This is a genomic window from Stenotrophomonas sp. RS-48 (assembly GCF_030053245.1).
GTDB lineage: Bacteria > Pseudomonadota > Gammaproteobacteria > Xanthomonadales > Xanthomonadaceae > Stenotrophomonas > Stenotrophomonas maltophilia_P.
Window position 1 is genome coordinate 1 of sequence record NZ_JASGBV010000025.1, and the last position, 17,911, is coordinate 17,911.

Below are 17,911 nucleotides of genomic sequence, written 5' to 3' on the forward strand. Positions count from 1 at the left end.
CTTGCGCCGCAGCTCGCTCATTTCCAGATCCGCGCCCAGCATGGACGAGCAGATCGCCAGGCATGCCAGCTCGGCGGTATGCCCACGCTCGGCCACGCCCGGCTGGGCACCGATACTGCCGCAGGCCTGGCCGTCGATCTCGATGGCCAGTGCCAGGGTGCCCGGGGTCAACACGCGACCGGCAAGGAACGCCTCACCGTCCTCACGTGTGTAGGGATAGGGGAAGCGATCGCGCAGGCCGCGTGACACCTCGGCATCGTTGGCATGACGCAGCAGCGATTCGAGGTCGCAGCCGCGCCATGGACGCAGCTGGAAACCGTCGCCGCGCAGCACTGGGGTCGGGGCCCTTTCCTGCAGGGAAAGGGATCCGCCCCCGTCGGCGCGACGGTCAGGCATGCCCGCCCACCGAGGGCGACGCTGCTTCCTGCTTTTCCAGCTCGCGCTTCACTGCTTCCGGCGAGCGCGTGTACGGGGCCAGCCGTGCGTAGAACGCCGGCACCACGAACAGCGACAGGAAGGTGGACAGGGTGACGCCGAAGATGATCACGATACCGATCGTGCCACGGCTCGCCGAACCCGGTCCACCGGCCACCACCAGCGGAATCGCGCCGACCACGGTGGCGATGGACGTCATCAGGATCGGACGCAGGCGCACCATCGATGATTCGATGATGGCCTCGCGCACGCTGCGGCCGTCGTCACGCAGCTGGTTGGCGAACTCGACGATCAGGATGCCGTTCTTCGCCGCCAGGCCGACCAGCATCACGATGCCGATCTGGCTGAACAGGTTCACTGTGCCCCCGCTCAACCACAGGCCGACCAGCGCGCCGAGCACGCCCAGCGGTACCGTCAGCATGATCGTCAGCGGATGGATGAAGCTCTCGAACTGTGCGGCCAGCACCAGGTACACCACCAGCAGGGCCATGGCGAAGGTCAGCAGGACCGCACCGCCCGCGCTCTGGTACTCGCGCGACTCGCCCTTCCAGTTCACCTGCGCGTACTGCGGCAGCTCCTCGCGCGCGACGTTCTGTGCCCAGGCAATGGCCTCGCCCAACGGGTAGCCCGGCGCAAGGCCTGCGCTGATGGTGATCGAGCGCAGGCGGTTGAAGCGGTTCAAGGTGCCTGCCTCGGCAACCTCGCTCAGGGTGACCAGGTTCGACAAGGGCACCAGCTCACCGGAGGTGGCACGCACGCGGATCGCGGCCAGATCGGCCGGCGTGGCGCGGCCGTCGCGGCCCGCCTGGACCAGCACGTCGTACTCTTCGCCGTTGTCGACGAAGGTGGTGACGCGACGCGAGCCCATCATCGTTTCCAGCGCCGAGCCGATTGCGGTGACCGGCACGCCCAGGTCGGCCGCCCGCTGGCGGTCGATGTTCACCCGCATCTGCGGGCGGGTTTCCTTGTAGTCCGAGTCGGGGCCGACCAGGCCGGGATTGTCGGCCATGCGCAGCAGGATGCGGTCGCGCCACTGCGCGATCTCGGCGTACTCCGGGCCTCCCAGCACGATCTGGAAGGGCTGGCCGCCGCTGCGGACCAGGCCACCGCCGACCTGCGTGCGCACGCGCACGCCCTGGATGGTGTCCAGCTCCTTCTGCAGCTCATTGGCGACCTCCGGGGTGCCTTCGCTGCGCTGGCGCCACGGCTGCAGGAAGATGCTCACCCGGCCGGTGTGCATTTCCTCGCTTGCGCCCCAGCCACCGGGCACGCGCGGGTTGGCGCGCACGATCGGCTTGTCCGCTCCGACGTGGGGCGCCAGCATCGCTTCGACCTGCTGCACCTGCTGCACGGTGTAGTCGTAGCCTGCGCCTTCCGGGCCGTCGATCATGATCTGGAACGAGCCACGGTCTTCGGCTGGCGCCAGTTCCGAGGGCAGCACCTTGATCAGCAGCCAGCTGGCAGCCAATGCCGCCGCCATCACCAGCAGGTAGATCCAGGTGCGATCGACGTGGCGCTGCAGGATGCGGCCATAGGCGCCGGCCAGCCGCTCCAGGTTGCGGTTGACGAAGCCATGCAGGCCACGCGGCGCCTGCCCGGTATGCGGCTTGAGCAGTTTGGAGGCCATCATCGGTGTCAGCGTCAACGCCACGAACGCGGACAGCGCCACGGCCGCGGCCAGCGCCACCGCCAGCTCGCGGAACAGGCGCCCGGTGTTGCCCTCGAGGAAACCGACCGGCAGGAACACCGCCACCAGCACCGCGGTGGTCGCGATCACCGCGAAGGCCACCTGCGTGGTACCGCGCTTGGACGCCACCAGCGGCGGCTCACCCAGATCGATCCGGCGCTGCACGTTCTCCACCACCACGATCGCATCGTCGACCACCAGGCCGATGCACAGCACCAGCGCCAGCAATGTCAGCAGGTTGATCGAGAAATCGAACGCGTACAGTGCGATGAATGCGGCCACCAGGCACACCGGTACCGTCACGGCCGGAATCAGCGCTGCGCGGAAGCTGCCGAGGAACAGCCAGATCACCGCCAGCACCAGGATCATCGCCTCCACCAATGTGGCATAGACGCGATCGACGGCCGCTTCGATGAAGGTGGTGTTGTCGAAGGCAACGAAGATCTGCGTGCCCTTGGGCAGCGTCAACGCGACCCGCTCGGCTTCGGCGCGCGCGGTGCGCGCGACGTCCAGCGAGTTCGCGGTGGAGGTCTTGACGATGCCCAGGCCGATGCCCGGCTCGCCATTGCTGCGGTAATAGGCGCGGCGCTCGGCCGACGCCAGCTCGATCTTCGCCACGTCGCCCATGCGCACGACGTAACCGTCGCTGCCCTTGCCCAGCGGGATGGTCGCGAAGTCTTCGGGCTTGATGTAATTGCGTTCCACGCGCAGGGTGAAATCGCGGTCGGTGGATTCGATGCGCCCGGCGGGCAGTTCCACGTTCTCGTTGCGCAGCGCGGTTTCCACATCACCGGTGGTCAGTCCACGCGCGGCCAGCTGATCGCGGTCCAGCCAGATGCGCATCGCATAGCGCTGGCGACCACCGATACGGACCTGGGCGACGCCATCGAGGCTGGAAAAGCGGTCGACCACATAGCGGTCGGCGTAGTCGCTCAGCTCCAGCGTATCCATGGTCGAGGAGACCATGTTGAACCAGATGATCGGATCGGCATCGCTCTCGACCTTGGCGATCTCCGGCGGGCGCGCCTCTTCCGGCATGCGGTCGGCAACCCGGCTGACGGCATCGCGCACGTCATTGGCCGCGGCCTCGATATCGCGGTTGGAGGTGAACTCGATGCTGACCTGCGAGCGGCCGTTGGTGCTGCGCGCGTTGATGGTATCGATGCCTTCGATGCCGGCGAGCGCATCTTCCAGCACCTGGGTGATCCGGCTTTCGATGACCGCTGCCGAGGCACCGGTGTAGTCGACCGAGACCGACACGATGGGCGGGTCGATGGCCGGCAGTTCGCGCAGCGTGAGGCGGGTGAAGGACATGATGCCCAGCACCAGCAGCAGCAGGCTCATCACTACGGCGAACACCGGCCGCTGGATGGAAACGTCGGACAGCTTCATCCGCCGTGTTCCTCGGTCGCGACCGGCGCAGGCGCATCGGCAGGCTTGGCACCGCTGGCCGGCGCCGCATCACGGGCCGCCACCTTCAGACCCGGGCGCAGCTTGCCGGTGCCGTCGACCACGATGCGCTGGCCGGCCGCCAGCCCCTGCTTGATCTCGACCACGCCGGCACGGCGCGCGCCGGTGACCACGTCCACGCGCTCGACGCTGTCGTCGGCGCCGATGCGGTACACGAAACTGTCACGGCCCACCTGCACCACCGCGATCTCCGGGATCACCAGCGCCGGGCGCTCGGGGCGGAACAGGCGCACATCGAGCAGCATGCCCGGGCGCAGCGCATGGTCGGCGTTGGCGAAGTTGGCCCGCACGGTCACCGCGCGGGTGGCCGGGTCGATACGTGCATCGATGGTGGTGACCTCTCCTTCGAACGTGCGCCCCGGCCACGCGACGCTGGTCGCGCTGACCTTGTCGCCCGCCGAAAGCGCGGCCAGTTCCACTTCGGGCACCTGGAAATCGACGTGCATGCGCTCGATGTCGTCCAGGGTGGCAATCACCGTGGTCGGCGTCAGCAGCGTGCCAGGGCTGACCTGGCGGATACCCAGCACGCCTGCGAACGGCGCACGCACACGACGGTCGCCGATGTCGGCCTGCATCTGCGCGACACGGGCCTCGGCGGCATCGCGGATCGACTTCTGCGTATCCAGCGTGGCGCTGGACACCAGCCGCTGCGTGGCCAGTTCGCGCTGCCGGCGGTACAGCTGGTCGGCCTCGTGGAAGGTGGCCTGCGCCTGCACCAGCGCCGCTTCCTGGGCCTGGCCACGCAGAGTCACGATCGGCGCACCCGCAGCGATCTGCTGGCCGCTTTCGAAGTGCACCTTCTCCACGATCTCGCTGACCTTGGCGGTGATGCTGATCGACTCCCGCGCCTTGGCCGTACCCAGTGCCTGCAGGGTGTCGTTCCATTGCGTGGGCTGTACGATCTGCGCGGTGACCGGCACCGCTTCCCCCTGCCGTCGCGCGGCGGCCTCCTGTTTGCCTGCGCACCCGGCCAGGACAGCCAGGCTGAGGCCAAGGGCCAGGGTCGAAGCGATACGAGCCAACATGAACGGTCCTGATTGATGCACGGCCGCCGAGTGTAGGCATCCCCCCGCGAAGGCGGTATATGCCAAGCGTTTACCGGCGTGGAACCGGCGTCGCGATAGCGGCCTGAACCCGTTCCATGCAAGGGTCTGTGCGGCGGTGTCGGCGTATGTCGGGATGTATCCGGGTGGCCGCTGGGCGCGCCGCTGCCGTAGAGTCGGACAGGTCCGGCGGAGGGCGTCGGACCGGGTCGGATCCTGGCGGGGATCCGATCCGGTTGTTCCTCTCCCCGGCCGATCCATCGGGGCCTGGCCGCGTTGTTGCTGTTGGGCCAGTTCTTCGCAGGTGCAGGGCGCAGCCCTGCCCGAGCCCCCTCACACCGTGATGGTCTGGGTCAGCGATTCCCAGGTCGGCGGCAGCGGCCACGCGGCCACCTGGTTGCCGTCCAGTACCCGGCGCAGGGCGCGCGGATCGATCTGCGGCGCCAACACATGCACCAGCTCCAGCGCGTAATCGCGCAGCACGCGGTCACGCGGCAGCACCGCCCAGGCGATGCACTCGGCGATCGGAGCGGGTGCCGGCCATGCCTTGAGGTCTTCGTCGAGGGAACTGACCGCCATTTCGGCCAGCAGGCCCACACCCAGGCCGGTACGCACATAGGTCTTGATCAGATCGGCGTCCAGCGCAGTCAGCGCCAGATCCGGAACCAGCCCGTTGGCAGCAAAGGCACGCTGCAGCGACGAGTTCGGGCGCGTGGACGATTCATAGCTGATCAGGGGTTGCCGGGCGAGCGCCGCCAGGTCCGGTGCGCGGCCCGCGCGATCCAGCGGATGGCCCTTGGGCACCACCACCAGCCGCCGCCAGCGGAACAACGGTACGGCGATGCCATCGCCAGGCTCCCCACCGGCCGTACTGATGATGGCGATGTCCGCATCACCCTGGTTCAACCGATCCAGCGCATCGGCTTCGGCGGCCTGCTGCAGGTGCACGCTGACCTGCGGATACGCCTGCTTGATCGCCGCCACCGCCGGCGGCAGCACGAAGCGCGCCTGGGTATGGGTGGTGGTCAGAATCAGCTGACCCTGGCTTTCGCGGCGCTGGTTGGCCGCGTAGGTGCGGATGTTGTTGGCCTCGGCCAGCACGGCGCGCGCGCGGGAGATCACCTCGGTACCGGCCGGGGTAACGGACTCCAGGCTGCGACCCTTGCGTACGAACAACAGGAAGCCCAGCTCGTCCTCGAGCTGCTTGAGCTGCTTGGACAGGCCGGGTTGGGTGGCGTGCACGCGCGAGGCAGCCAGCGTGATGTTCAGCTCGGCGTCGGCGATGGCGACCAGATAGCGCAGCTGGGTCAGCGTCATGGGCGGGCAGGCAGCAGGGGCGGAGGTCCACTCTAGGGTCAATTACCGTCACCAGCTTATAACCAAAGGTTGTTTAAGAAAGGCATCTGGTCATTTCCGGGCGTCATATGCCGGCGCTACGGTCAGCCGGCAGCCGCTGGCGTGAACAGCCAGCCCTCCCTCTTCCGCCCGCCGTCCTGGCGCGGCCCCGCCTCCGGAGCGCTTCCATGGCCCTGTACGACTCCATCCTCGACACCGTCGGCAACACCCCCATCGTCAAGCTGCAGCGCCTGGCGCCGCCGCAGGTCAGCCTCTACGCCAAGGTCGAGTCGTTCAATCCCGGCGGCTCGGTCAAGGACCGCCTGGCGCTGGCGATCATCCTCGACGCCGAGGCCCGTGGCCTGCTCAAGCCGGGTGACACCATCGTCGAAGCCACCTCGGGCAACACCGGCGTGGCGCTGGCGATGGTGGCCGCCGCCCGTGGCTACAAGTTCGTGGCGACCATGGTCGAGACGTTCTCGGTGGAACGCCGCAAGCTGATGCGTGCCTACGGCGCCAAGGTGATCCTGACCCCGGCGGCGGAACGTGGCAGCGGCATGGTGCGCAAGGCGCGCGAACTGGCCGAACAGCATGGCTGGTTCCTCGCCAGCCAGTTCGCCAATCCGGCCAACCCGGCCTACCACCGCAACACGACGGCGGCGGAGATCCTGCGCGACTTCGCCGGCAGGCGCCTGGACTATTTCGTCAGCGGCTGGGGAACCGGCGGAACCCTCACCGGTGTCGGCGAGGTGCTGAAGGTCGCACGGCCGCAGACCCGCATCATTGCCACCGAGCCAGCCGGCGCCGCGCTGCTCAAGGGCGATGACTGGAAGCCGCACAAGATCCAGGGCTGGACGCCGGACTTCGTGCCGGACGTGCTCAACCGCGACGTGGTGGACGAGCTGCTGACCGTGGACGACGAACGCGCCATCGCCACCGCGCGCCGGCTGGCCGCCGAGGAAGGGATCTTCGTCGGCATCTCCGCCGGCGCCACGGTCGCCAGCGCGCTGGATGTGGCCAGCCGCGCCGAGCCGGGTTCGGTGATCCTGGCGATGCTTCCGGATACCGGCGAGCGCTACTTCTCCACGCCCCTGTTCGCCGACGTGAACGAAGGTTCCGACGACGACTGGCTGGCCGGCCTGCCGTGATGCACAGGGTCGGATCCCTTTCCCGTCCGGGAGAGGGCTCTGACCCTGCCGGCGCACCTCGGAAACATGGGGTCAGAGCCTTTTCCATACGGAAAAGGCTCTGACCCCTTTCTGCTTCAGCCTGCGTGAAGGTGGCGACCGCCATCGTGCGTGAAGACCGTCGGATCGCAGCGCGTGAGACGGTCATGACGCAGCATCGATGGCCTGTCCCCTACGCTGGGTACAGCCGCCGCAGGTACTGCGCGGAACATCCGACAGGCAGGAGACGGACGCATGAAGATCGAAGTGTGGCAGGGCGACATCACGACCCTGGCGGTGGATGCGATCGTCAACGCGGCCAATGAATCGCTGCTGGGCGGCGGCGGAGTGGACGGTGCGATCCACCGTGCCGCCGGCCCCGGCCTGCTGGCCGAATGCCGGCAACTGCCGGAACTGCGCCCAGGCGTGCGCTGCCCGACCGGTGAAGTGCGCGCCACCGGCGCCCATGCATTGCCGGCGCGGCACGTGCTGCACACGGTGGGCCCGGTCTGGCACGACGGCCTGCGCGATGAACCCGCGCTGCTGGCCAACTGCTACTGGAAATCGCTGCAGCTGGCCGAATCGCTCGGGGTGCAGTCGATCGCGTTCCCGGCCATCAGTTGTGGCGTGTACGGCTATCCGCTGTACCAGGCCGCGCAGATCGCCGTGACGGAAACCCTGGCGTGGCAACGCAGCCATGCACAGCCGATGCGGATCGTGCTGGTTGCTTTCAATACCGCCACGGCCAAGGCGTATCAGCAGGCCCTGGCCAGTGCCGGGCAGAACGCGGACAACGAAGTGCGCGGCACGCTGCTGCCGCCACTGGGCGATACCGGCTTCGCTGCCGCGCATTGAACACGGGGCGGCGGCACTGAAGAAAAGGCCGGGCAATGCCCGGCCTTTTCATTGCGGCAGTGCCCTTGGACGCGTCAGCGGCTGGCCGCGTCGACTGCGGCGTCATCTGGCACGGCCGCCGCATCCGCCGCTGCGCGGGCCGCCGACGCCGCGGCGCCGGCAGCGCTGGCGCCATCGATCTGCACGCGCACCTCGACCAGGCCCTGCTCGTCGCTGAGGCTGGAAACATCGACGGTGTAATGACCGGCCGGCAGCGATTCCTGCAGACGCGCGTTGGTGCCATTGCCGCCGTCGTCGTCGACCAGCTCGACATCACCGCCGACCACACGCAGTACGGTGTCCACCTGACCGGAGATCGCATCCAGGCGAACATCGCCCGGACGCTCCAGTGTCAGCAGGAAGCGACGGCGACCTTCGCTGTCGAGCATGGTGAACACGCTGCCCGACTGCGGCAGTTGGGTACCGTCGCGCTCGACGATGTTGCCCGGCAGCTCGGTGCGGGCAACGGTCAGCTTGAAGGTGCCGGACGCATCGTCGTCCAGCCCGCGCACGCCCAGCGTGTACTTGCCGGGCTGCAACGGCAGCGACAGGCGCGAATTGGTGCTGTCACCGCCATCGTCGTTCTCCGCGTCGATCTCGCCGCCCTTCAGCTTCAGCACGGTATCGAACGCATCGGACGACAGGTTGACCTCATAGAGGCCGGCCTTGTCCACCTGCAGGGTGTAGTCCTGCGATCCGGAAACCAGCATGTCCACGACTTCGCCGCTGCCTGCGATGGGCTTGCCGTCGTAGGGCACCAGCTTCTCCACCCGCAGGCGGTAAGGGCCGTAGGCGGTCGGGCTGTCGGCGTTGACCGCCACCTGGTAGGTGCCGGCACCGTTGGCGCGGAACGCCAGCGATACATCCCCGCTGCGCTCATAGCCGGTGCGGCTGCTGGCGACCAGGCTGCCATTGTTGAACACGGCAATCGAGCCACTGAGGGCACCGGTCAGCTTCATGCCCACCAGCTGCTTGTCCTCCAGCGTGATCTGGTACAGCTGGTGGTGGCTGCCGTCATTGAAATTGATGCCGCTGCGCGAGGTGATCTCGCCGGAAACGGGCTTGTCGAACTCGAGCGACGGGGCCTTGCCCACATCCGCATTGCTGCCGGAGCGGTTGCAACCGCCTGCGGCGAGGACCGTAGCAACGGCCAGCGTGATTGCTGCCAAACGCATGTTTTTTCTCCTTGGCCTTCCATGTGTGTCCCCCGGGCCGGCCGGGCCCGCGGGAGGCGGAAAAGATACCCGCAAAAGCAAACGCCGGCGTGAGGCCGGCGTTGCCCTGTTCATCCTGCGATGGAACCGATCAACCGTTCCACTTGCCCAGTGCAGCCAGGCCGTTTTCCTTGGCGCGCTCGAACACGGTCTTCTGCGCGGCGGCGTAGTTGCCCTTCATATCCTTGGCCCACAGCTTCAGTGCCGCCTGCTGCATGGCACGGCCGTAGGAGAAGCTCAGCGGCCACGGCAGGTTGCCCAGCTGGTTCATCGCATTGAGGTGGGCGGTGGACTGTTCATCGCTCTGGCCGCCGGACAGGAACACCACGCCCGGCAGGATGGCCGGCACGGTGCTCTTGAGGCACATCACGGTGGACTCGGCCACTTCCTCGACGTCGGCCTGCTCTTCGCAGTCCTTGCCCGAGATGACCATCGAAGCCTTCAGGATGGTGCCTTCCAGCAGCACGTTCTGCTGGTACAGGGCGTCGAACAGCGAACGCAGGGTGGCTTCGGTGACTTCGTAGCAGGTCTCGATGTCGTGGTCGCCGTCCATGATCACTTCCGGCTCGACCATCGGCACCAGGCCGCATTCCTGGCACAGCGCGGCGTAGCGGGCCAGCGCATGGGCGTTGGATTCGATGCAGGTGCCCGACGGAATGCTCTCGCCGATGTTGATGACCGCACGCCACTTGGCAAAGCGCGCCCCCAGCTTGTAATACTCCTGCAGGCGCTCACGCAGGCCGTCCAGGCCTTCGGTGACCAGTTCGCCCGGGCAGCCGGCCAGCGGATGCGCACCCTTGTCCACCTTGATGCCCGGAATCATGCCGTGGTCGGCCATGTACTTGGCGAACGGCACGCCGTCCTTGGTCGACTGGCGGATGGTTTCGTCGTACAGGATGGCGCCGGAAATGTGCTCGTTGAGCTTCGGCGTGGTCAGCAGCAGTTCGCGATAGGCGCGACGGTTCTCCTCGGTGTTCTCGATGCCCACGCCGGCGAAGCGCTTGGCGATGGTACCGGTGGATTCGTCGATCGCGATGATGCCCTTGCCCGGGGCAACCATGGCCTGGGCGGTTTCAGCCAGCTGTTCGATGCTCATGTACTTCCTGTGGCGGGTGCGGGAAAAACGTAAGTATAGCCCCGCAGCCCGTGGCCTCGACGTGGAGGCCAGACTGGAAACGATTCCAATGTCCGTTCAGGACAGGCGCTGTCCTGCGGCGTTCCGGTCAGAGCCCCGGTGGGGCTCCGACCCGGTTCCGCAGCGGTTACAGATCGCCCAGACCGCTGGCGCGACCGTCTTCGCCCACCTCGAGCAGGCGCAGGGTGTTGGTCGCACCGTGGGTTTCCATGTGCTCACCGCTGGTGAACACCACCCGATCGCCGGCCTGCAGCAGATCCGATTCGACCAGCAGGCGGATGCTGCCACGTGCGGCTTCGCGCGGGGTCAGGCCACGGCTGTCGAAATTGATCGGAAACACATCGCGCATCAGCGCCATCTGCCGGCGTGCGCCGTCATGGCGGGTCACCGCGAACACCGGTGCCTTGGCACGGAAGCGCGACAGGTAGCGCGCGGTACCGCCGGACTCGGTCATGGCCACGATGGCCCGCACGCCCACGTGCTGGGACAGGAACATGGTCGCCATCGCGATGGCCTGGTCGGCGCGCTCCAGGTTGCGCGGCGACGCATTGAAGTCGGTCTCGGTCTGGAACTGGCGCTCGGCGCCCAGGCAGATGCGCGCCATCGCCTCCACGGCCTTGACCGGATACGCACCGGCAGCGGTTTCGGCCGACAGCATCACCGCATCGGTGCCGTCGATCACCGAGTTGGCCACGTCCAGCACTTCCGCGCGGGTCGGGATCGGGCTTTCCACCATCGACTGCAGCATCTGGGTGGCAGTGATCACCACCTTGTTCTGCGCCAGCGAAGCCTTGATGATCTTCTTCTGCAGGCCCGGCAGTTCGGCATCGCCGATTTCCACGCCGAGGTCGCCGCGCGCCACCATCACCACGTCACTGGCCTCGACGATCTCCTCCAGGTTCTCGATCGCTTCGGTGCGCTCGATCTTGGACACCAGCGCGGCGTAGCAGCCGTGCGATTCGGCGATCGCGCGGGCATCGTTCATGTCCTGCGCATTGCGGCAGAAGGAAACGGCGATGAAGTCGACACCGATCTTGGCGACGATCCCGATCAGCTCCTTGTCGCGCTCGGTCAACGCGCCCAGCGACAGGCCACCGCCCTGCTTGTTCAAGCCCTTGCGATCAGACAGCACCCCGTCGTTGAGCACGGTGCTGATGATCCGCTCACCCTGCACCTCGACGACCTGCAGCTGCATCAGGCCGTCATCGAGGAGCAGGACATCACCGGGGCCGACGTCCTGCGGCAGGCCGAGGTAGCTCACGCCCACCTGCGTGGCATCGCCGGCCGGTGCGTTGGGCGAGGCGACCAGATCGAAACGGTCGCCGGCCTTGAGATGGATCTTGCCTTCGGCAAAGCGTTCGATGCGGATCTTCGGGCCCGGCAGGTCGGCCAGGATGCCCACTTCCACGCCCACCCGCTGTGCGGCGGCGCGCACGTCGGCGGCACGCTTGGCCTGGCCGGACGGGTCACCGTGGCTGAAGTTCAGGCGCACCACGTTGACGCCGGCGCGGAACAGATCCTCCAGCACGCCCGGCGGATCGGTGGCCGGACCGAGGGTGGCTAGGATCTTGGTGCGACGCTGACGCTCGAACATGGTGAATGGGCCTCTCCCGTTAAAGCACGGAAATTAGCACATCCTTCACGCCCCATGTATGCGGTTACAACCTTGTGCTGCCTGACTCTGCGGGACATGTAACGGACATCGCCCGGACATACGCCGGCGCAGGGTGCCCGGTCGCGTCGTGCCATGCCCGGCGGGCTTGGGGCAAAGCCGCTGGCCATGGCACGCCGCGACCGGTCAAAGAGGCATCAGGCCAACAGTGTCGTCAGCTGGACCGGTTCGCGTGCCAGCTGGCCCGCACCGGCTTCAGTGAGCTCCGCTTCGCCACCAAACCCCCACAGCACACCGATGCTGCGCAGGCCGTGGTGACGCGCGCCCTCGATATCCATGCGACGGTCGCCGATCATCCAGCACTGCGTGGGCGACACCTGCAGCCGGCGCAGCGCTTCGCCGACCAGCTCGGGCTTGTGGCTGCGCGAACCATCCAGGGTCGAGCCGATGATGTCCTCGAACAATCCGCCGAACGGCAGATGGGCCAGGATCCGGCGCGCGTGCGGCTCGTTCTTGGCGGTGACCACCGCCAGGCGGTGGCCACGCGCATGCAAGGTGCGCAGGGCGTCCTCCACCTGGGGGTACACCGTGTGCTCGCGCCAGCCCTCGGCATCGAAGCGCTCGCGGTAGTACCCGACGGCCTGCTCCACCCGCGCCGGTTCGATGAACAGCAGCGCGAACGTGGTGCGCAGCGAAGGCCCGATCCAGCCCAGCAGGGTTTCCCGCGCCGGCACCGGATGCTCCATCTTCTGCAGCGCATAAGCGATGCAGGTGGTGATGCCCACCTGCGAATCGATCAACGTACCGTCCAGGTCGAAGAAGAGCGTCGCGCGTTCTTCCGGTGCCGGGTGGGCAGAACCGGCCTGGGTGCCGTCCGGGTTCATGCGCCGCGCGCGGCGAGCGCGGCCACGGCCGGCAGGGTCTTGCCTTCCAGGAATTCCAGGAACGCGCCGCCACCGGTGGAGATGTAGCTCACGTCCTTGGCGATGTCGAACTTGTCGACCGCTGCCAGGGTGTCGCCACCGCCGGCGATGGAGAATGCCGGGGACGTGGCGATGGCACGCGCCAGCGCTTCGGTTCCCTTGCTGAAGGCTTCAAACTCGAACACGCCGACAGGGCCGTTCCAGACCACGGTGCCGGCATTCGCAATCAGCTGCGCGTACTGGGCAGCGGTCTGCGGACCGATGTCCAGGATCAGATCATCTTCGGCGACCGCATCCACGGCCTTCACTTCGGCAATGGCGTCGGGCAGGAACTGCTTGGCCGTGACCACGTCCACCGGAAGCGGAATCTCGGCCCCGCGCGCCTTGGCGTCGGCAACGATCTTCCGGGCGGTGTCCAGCAGGTCCGGCTCGTACAGCGACTTGCCGACCTTGTAGCCGGCAGCCGCGATGAAGGTGTTGGCGATGCCGCCCCCCACGATCAGCTGGTCGACCTTGCCCACCAGATTGGCCAGCAGTTCCAGCTTGGTGCTGACCTTGCTGCCGGCCACGATGGCCAGCAGCGGCTTGGCCGGTGCGTCCAGCGCCTGCGCCAGGGCATCCAGCTCGGCCATCAGCAGCGGGCCACCCGCGGCGACCGGGGCGAAACGGATCACGCCATGGGTGGACGCCTGCGCGCGGTGCGCGGTACCGAAGGCATCCATCACGAACACATCGCACAGCGCGGCGTACTTCTTCGACAGGGCTTCGTCATCCTTGCCCTCGCCGACGTTCATCCGGCAGTTTTCCAGCAACACCAGCTGCCCCGGCTGCACCTCGACGCCGTCGATCCAGTCGCGCACCAGCGGCACCTCGCGACCCAGCAGTTCGGACAGGCGTGCGGCAACCGGTGCCAGCGAATCGGCTTCGCTCCACACGCCTTCCTTCGGCCGGCCCAGGTGCGAGGTGACCATCACCGCCGCGCCCTGCTCCAGTGCGCGCTTGAGCGTCGGCAGCGAAGCGGTGATGCGCTGTTCGGAAGTGATGCGGCTATTCTCGATCGGCACGTTCAGATCCTGGCGGATCAGCACGCGCTTGCCGGAGAGGTCGAGGTCGGTCATGCGGACGATGGACATGGGCAACTCTTGGGCTCAGGGACGGGGTGCCGGCATTCGGCAGACCGTCATTGTATCGGCTGCGGCAGAACGGATGGCGCCGGCCGCAGCGCCGCTCCATGCGCGGCCGGGATTCATCGGGATCTACGCCGAAGGCGAAGGCTTCTGCCTGAGCAGGCTGACCGCCAGACCGCCCACGACCAGGACCCCCACGCCCAGCAGCGCCCACAGCAGCCAGGCCTTCCAGTCCCGCTTCGGTTCCAGCGCTGCGTCTCCGGCCAGCGGCTCGGGACGGCCCTCCAGGCGTGCCAGCGTCGGCTGCCAGGCCGGATCGTTGCGCTGGCGAAGTTCCTCGATCAGCACCCCGATCGGCGCCTCCGCGCGGCGCGCCGTCGCGCTGCCCACCGCCAGTGCATAGGGCGCAGCGCCCTGGCTCAGGAACACCATCACTTCCGGCTGGTAGCCCAGGCGCAGGGTGGGGGCGCCGGCGATCTCCGCCGGGCTTGCCACCAGCTTCCAGTAGCGGTCGCGGTGCACATCGCCCAGCACCTGCGCCGCCGACTGCTGACGCGGGCCCTGCGTTCCCTGCTGCAGCTGATAGGCGATCCACGGTGCACTGCGTCGTTGCCACTCCGCGCCTTCATCGTCGCGGCTGAACAGCGTCCACTGCACCAGGCTGTTGTCGGTACTGGCGACATCGGCGCGCGCGATCGGGAAACGGCCGTCCAATTCGAAGGTGTATTCGCCCTTGCCCTGCGCTGTCGGCGTCAGTGACAGCCATTCCCACGGCAACGTCGCCGGTGCCGGCGGAAGCTCGGCGAGCACGCCATGCAGGGCAGGCAGTCGCGCGTCGCCCTGCGGCAGCACGCGCAGATAGCGCGCATTGCCGTCAACCTGCAGGCGTCGCTGCAGCAATCGTTTGCCGGCGCGCTGCAGGTCAACCAGCGGAATGTCCCGACCGATGGAGCGCCAATGCTGCAGGTCATCGCTGGCATCAAGCTGCACCTGCGCCTGCAGCGGCTGGCCACTGTCGGCCCAATCCAGCACCAGCGCCGCCAGCGGCTGCTGGCCGAGCACGCTGGCATCGATCAGCCAGCCGCCCTGCCCGTTCACCGTTCCGGCGCCGACACGCGCTTCGACCCGGCGCACACGGCCGTCGGTATCGCGCTCGGTCAGCAACTGCAGGTCGTTGCGTTGCGCATCGGCCAGCGGCGGCAGTGCGAACCAGGGCAGCTCGCGCTGCACCGGCGGCTGTGCCAGCGGCGCGTCGGGTGCCAGCAATGCCGACGGCAGGGCCTGTCCGGCCGCGTTGAACACCTGCAGGTCACCCAGGTCTGCTGCGCCTGCACGGCGGTAGATCGCCGGTTCCAGCACCACCCGATAGGCGCCGGACTGCGCACTGGACAGCGTCAGCGGCCACTGCTCGGCGTACTGCGTGCGGTAGTCGGACGCGTGTACGGCCATGGTGGCGAACAGGCCCAGCATCGCCGGCACCACCACCCTGCTCCACATTCTCATTGGTTTTCCTCCACGGATGGCACCGCGCCCGGTGGCGCCGGTGCCAGATAACCGACGACCGTACACAGCAGGCCATAGGCGATGAACGATGCGATCCCGAGCAGGTTGCCCAGGTGCTGGCGGTCGATGAGAACCAGCTTGGCCAGGACCACGCCCATCAGCACCGCGCCGACCATCCACAACACACGCTGGCCACGACGCGAGCCCCACACCCAGGCGATCACGCCGAGCACGCTCCACAGCACGGTCAGGCTGGTCTGGGCCAAGCTGTAGCGCGCCATCGACGTACTCCAGGCCAGTCCCCCCCAGTGGTGCACGCCATGCAGGACCAGGCTGGTCAGGGCGATGAAGCCCGCCAGTGCCAGCACCGGCAGGCGCAGCCTGCGCAGCGCGGGCGGTGCCACATCGCTGTACAGCCAGCGCGCCAGCAGCAACAGGCTCAGCCACTGCCCCATCTCGGCCGGGTTCAGCACCGGCAGCCACGGCAGCGGTGCCGCAGTGCCCGGCAGCAGCTGGCCCAGCAGCCATCCGGTCGCCAGCAGCGCGAACAGCACGCACTGCAGCGGCACGCGTGCGGCATCGAATGCCGGGCCCAGCGGCCAGCGCAGCCAACCCCAGCGCCACAGTGACAGGGCGGCCAGCAGCAACCAAGGCAGCGTCACCAGCAACAACGTCCAGCCCTGTGCCAGGCCAGCCTCGCCGCCTCCCCACAGGGCCAGCAGCGAAAGCAGCGATGGCCACAGCAGCCACCACAGGAACTGGGCGATGCGCGCCACCGTGTCGCCGCCCTGGCGCAGGCACAGCAACGTGCGCACCCCCAGCACGGCGAACAGCGCCCATGCCAGGGCGCCGTGGCCCGCGAACGGTTGCTGGTGTGCATGGCTTTGCGCCAATGCCAATGGGAACGCCATCGCCAGCATCGCCAGTGCGGTCATCCCCAGCGCACGTGCCGGTTGCCGGCGCTGCACCTCGGCTGCCAGCCAGGCGGTCGCCGCCGCCAGCACCAGCAGTGCATCGGCCTGCGAGGCATGCGCGAGGAAACGACCGATCTCGTGCACCCAGCCGCCGAGCCACCACAGCAGGCCCCACAGGTAGTAGACCAGGGCGATCTCATGACGTGCCCGGCGCTGGTAGCTCCACGCCGACGCCAACCCCGCCACGGCCAGCAGCAACGCACCGATCGCGGTGGGATTGAGCAGCAGGCGCCCGTCCTCGTGCCAGTGGTTGCCACCTGCCACGAAGGCGAATGCCGCCGCCATCTGCAGCAGCGCAGCGGACACCTGTGGCAGCCAGCGCCTCTGGCGCAGACCGAGCCAGGCCAGCCCGGCACCTTCCAGCGCGAACACCGCACCGGTGGCACGGGCGGACAAGGCCAGCGGCACGGCCAGCGTGGCGAAACCCACCGCCAGCACCGCGTGCGACTGCGCCAGCACCGTATACGAGGCCCGGGCGATCAAGGCACGCGCCAGCACCGCGTAGATCACCGCCAGGCCCAGCGCGCACAGTGCCAGTGTCATCGGCTGTTCGTGCAGCATCGCCGCCTGCAGCGAGAAGGCGATCAACGGCGTGCCGAACACCAGGCTGCCATCGACCAGATCGCGGCGACCGGCAGGCTGCCTGCGCGCGTACAGCAGGGGAATCAGCAGATAGAAGGCGAAGAACAGCAGCAGGAACGGTTCGGTGCTGGAGAACTTCTCGGCCCTGTACTGAAGCACGCCCCAGAGCGTGCCGATACCGAAGGTGAACGCGAAGCCCAGCAGGTTCAGCGCGCGCCACGGACGGAACCAGGCGATGGCGAAGATGCCGGCGTTGAGCACTGCGTAGTAGCTGAAGAGGCCGACATGGTTGCCACTGCCGGTCGACAGCCACAGCGGGGCCATGAAGCCCGCCAGGATGCCCAGCACCGCCAGGGTGCGCGAGTTCTGCAGCACTGCCAGCACGCACAGGCCGGCGACCAGCGCGATCGAACTGGCGAACGCAAATCCCGGCGCAAGCAGTTCAAAACGCTTGAATGCCGCGAAGATGGTCAGCAGCAGCACACCGATGGCGCCGCCCTGCAGGGCCAGCGCGAACAGGCGCCGGCGTTCGCGCTGATGCCAGCCGAAGGCCAGCAGGCCCAGCGCACCAGCGGTGACGGCCGCCAGCCGGAGTTCGACCGGGAGCACCAGCCAGCCCTGGTCACTGACGTACTTCAGCAGCGCGGCAACACCGGCCAGCAGCACCAGCATGCCGATCTTGACCGGCACGTTGCCCTCGGTGAACCAGCGTTTGACGGCGCCGATGCCACGCTCGAAGAAGCCCGGCCCGGCCGGCTCGACCGGCGGCGCAGGCGGGGGCGGCGTGGCCGGCAGCGGTGGTGGTGGCGGC

At 67.9% G+C, this 17,911-nt stretch carries 12 protein-coding genes and 1 pseudogene; 2 read left to right on the forward strand and 11 right to left on the reverse strand.

Annotated features, from left to right (window positions below; all coding sequences use genetic code 11):
• From QMZ25_RS05860 to QMZ25_RS05875, 4 genes and pseudogenes are all read right to left on the reverse strand, one after another.
• Nucleotides 1–396, reverse strand: a pseudogene (locus QMZ25_RS05860) (hypothetical protein); the annotation flags it as partial.
• The gene (locus QMZ25_RS05865) at nt 389–3,514 is read right to left on the reverse strand and encodes an efflux RND transporter permease subunit (RefSeq protein WP_065181659.1); all 3,126 of its coding nucleotides are present in this window, start codon (nt 3,512–3,514) and stop codon (nt 389–391) included. The gene QMZ25_RS05865 and the pseudogene QMZ25_RS05860, both read right to left, overlap by 8 nt.
• Complete coding sequence (locus tag QMZ25_RS05870; RefSeq protein WP_283219261.1) at nt 3,511–4,617, reverse strand: efflux RND transporter periplasmic adaptor subunit; 1,107 nt, start codon at nt 4,615–4,617, stop codon at nt 3,511–3,513. Before QMZ25_RS05870 ends, QMZ25_RS05865 begins: the two co-directional genes overlap by 4 nt.
• A gap of 351 nt (nt 4,618–4,968) precedes the next feature.
• On the reverse strand, nt 4,969–5,952 hold the full coding sequence (locus QMZ25_RS05875; protein ID WP_283219262.1) for a LysR family transcriptional regulator: 984 nt from the start codon (nt 5,950–5,952) through the stop codon (nt 4,969–4,971).
• Between the two features lie 206 nt (nt 5,953–6,158).
• On the opposite strand from QMZ25_RS05875, the gene cysK reads away from it, so the two are divergent.
• Both cysK and QMZ25_RS05885 read left to right on the forward strand, forming a co-directional pair.
• Nucleotides 6,159–7,118 carry a cysteine synthase A gene (gene cysK / locus QMZ25_RS05880; RefSeq protein WP_277381044.1) on the forward strand — a complete coding sequence of 320 codons (960 nt, stop codon included), beginning with the start codon at nt 6,159–6,161 and terminating at the stop codon, nt 7,116–7,118.
• Between the two features lie 273 nt (nt 7,119–7,391).
• A complete protein-coding gene (locus QMZ25_RS05885; protein ID WP_053517092.1) occupies nt 7,392–7,991 on the forward strand; it encodes an O-acetyl-ADP-ribose deacetylase in 600 nt (199 codons plus the stop codon).
• A 74-nt stretch (nt 7,992–8,065) separates the two neighbouring features.
• On the opposite strand, the gene QMZ25_RS05890 is transcribed toward QMZ25_RS05885, so the two are convergent.
• From QMZ25_RS05890 to QMZ25_RS05920, 7 genes are all read right to left on the reverse strand, one after another.
• A complete protein-coding gene (locus QMZ25_RS05890; protein WP_065175758.1) occupies nt 8,066–9,205 on the reverse strand; it encodes an ABC transporter substrate-binding protein in 1,140 nt (379 codons plus the stop codon).
• Nucleotides 9,206–9,335: 130 nt separating this feature from the next.
• The gene (locus tag QMZ25_RS05895; protein ID WP_053518502.1) at nt 9,336–10,340 is read right to left on the reverse strand and encodes a class I fructose-bisphosphate aldolase; all 1,005 of its coding nucleotides are present in this window, start codon (nt 10,338–10,340) and stop codon (nt 9,336–9,338) included.
• Nucleotides 10,341–10,506: 166 nt separating this feature from the next.
• Entirely contained in the window at nt 10,507–11,973 is a 1,467-nt protein-coding gene (pyk, locus tag QMZ25_RS05900) for a pyruvate kinase (RefSeq protein ID WP_065175757.1), read from the reverse strand.
• A gap of 215 nt (nt 11,974–12,188) precedes the next feature.
• A complete protein-coding gene (locus QMZ25_RS05905) occupies nt 12,189–12,875 on the reverse strand; it encodes an HAD hydrolase-like protein (RefSeq protein ID WP_283219263.1) in 687 nt (228 codons plus the stop codon).
• A complete protein-coding gene (locus QMZ25_RS05910; protein ID WP_283219264.1) occupies nt 12,872–14,047 on the reverse strand; it encodes a phosphoglycerate kinase in 1,176 nt (391 codons plus the stop codon). The genes QMZ25_RS05905 and QMZ25_RS05910 overlap by 4 nt, the downstream gene beginning before the upstream one ends.
• A 123-nt stretch (nt 14,048–14,170) precedes the next feature.
• Nucleotides 14,171–15,544: a DUF3999 domain-containing protein gene (locus QMZ25_RS05915; protein WP_283219265.1), complete on the reverse strand. Its 1,374-nt coding sequence runs from the start codon at nt 15,542–15,544 to the stop codon at nt 14,171–14,173.
• A partial coding sequence (locus QMZ25_RS05920) for a DUF2339 domain-containing protein (protein WP_283219266.1) occupies nt 15,541–17,911 on the reverse strand: 2,371 nt, incomplete at its 5' end. The genes QMZ25_RS05915 and QMZ25_RS05920, both read right to left, overlap by 4 nt.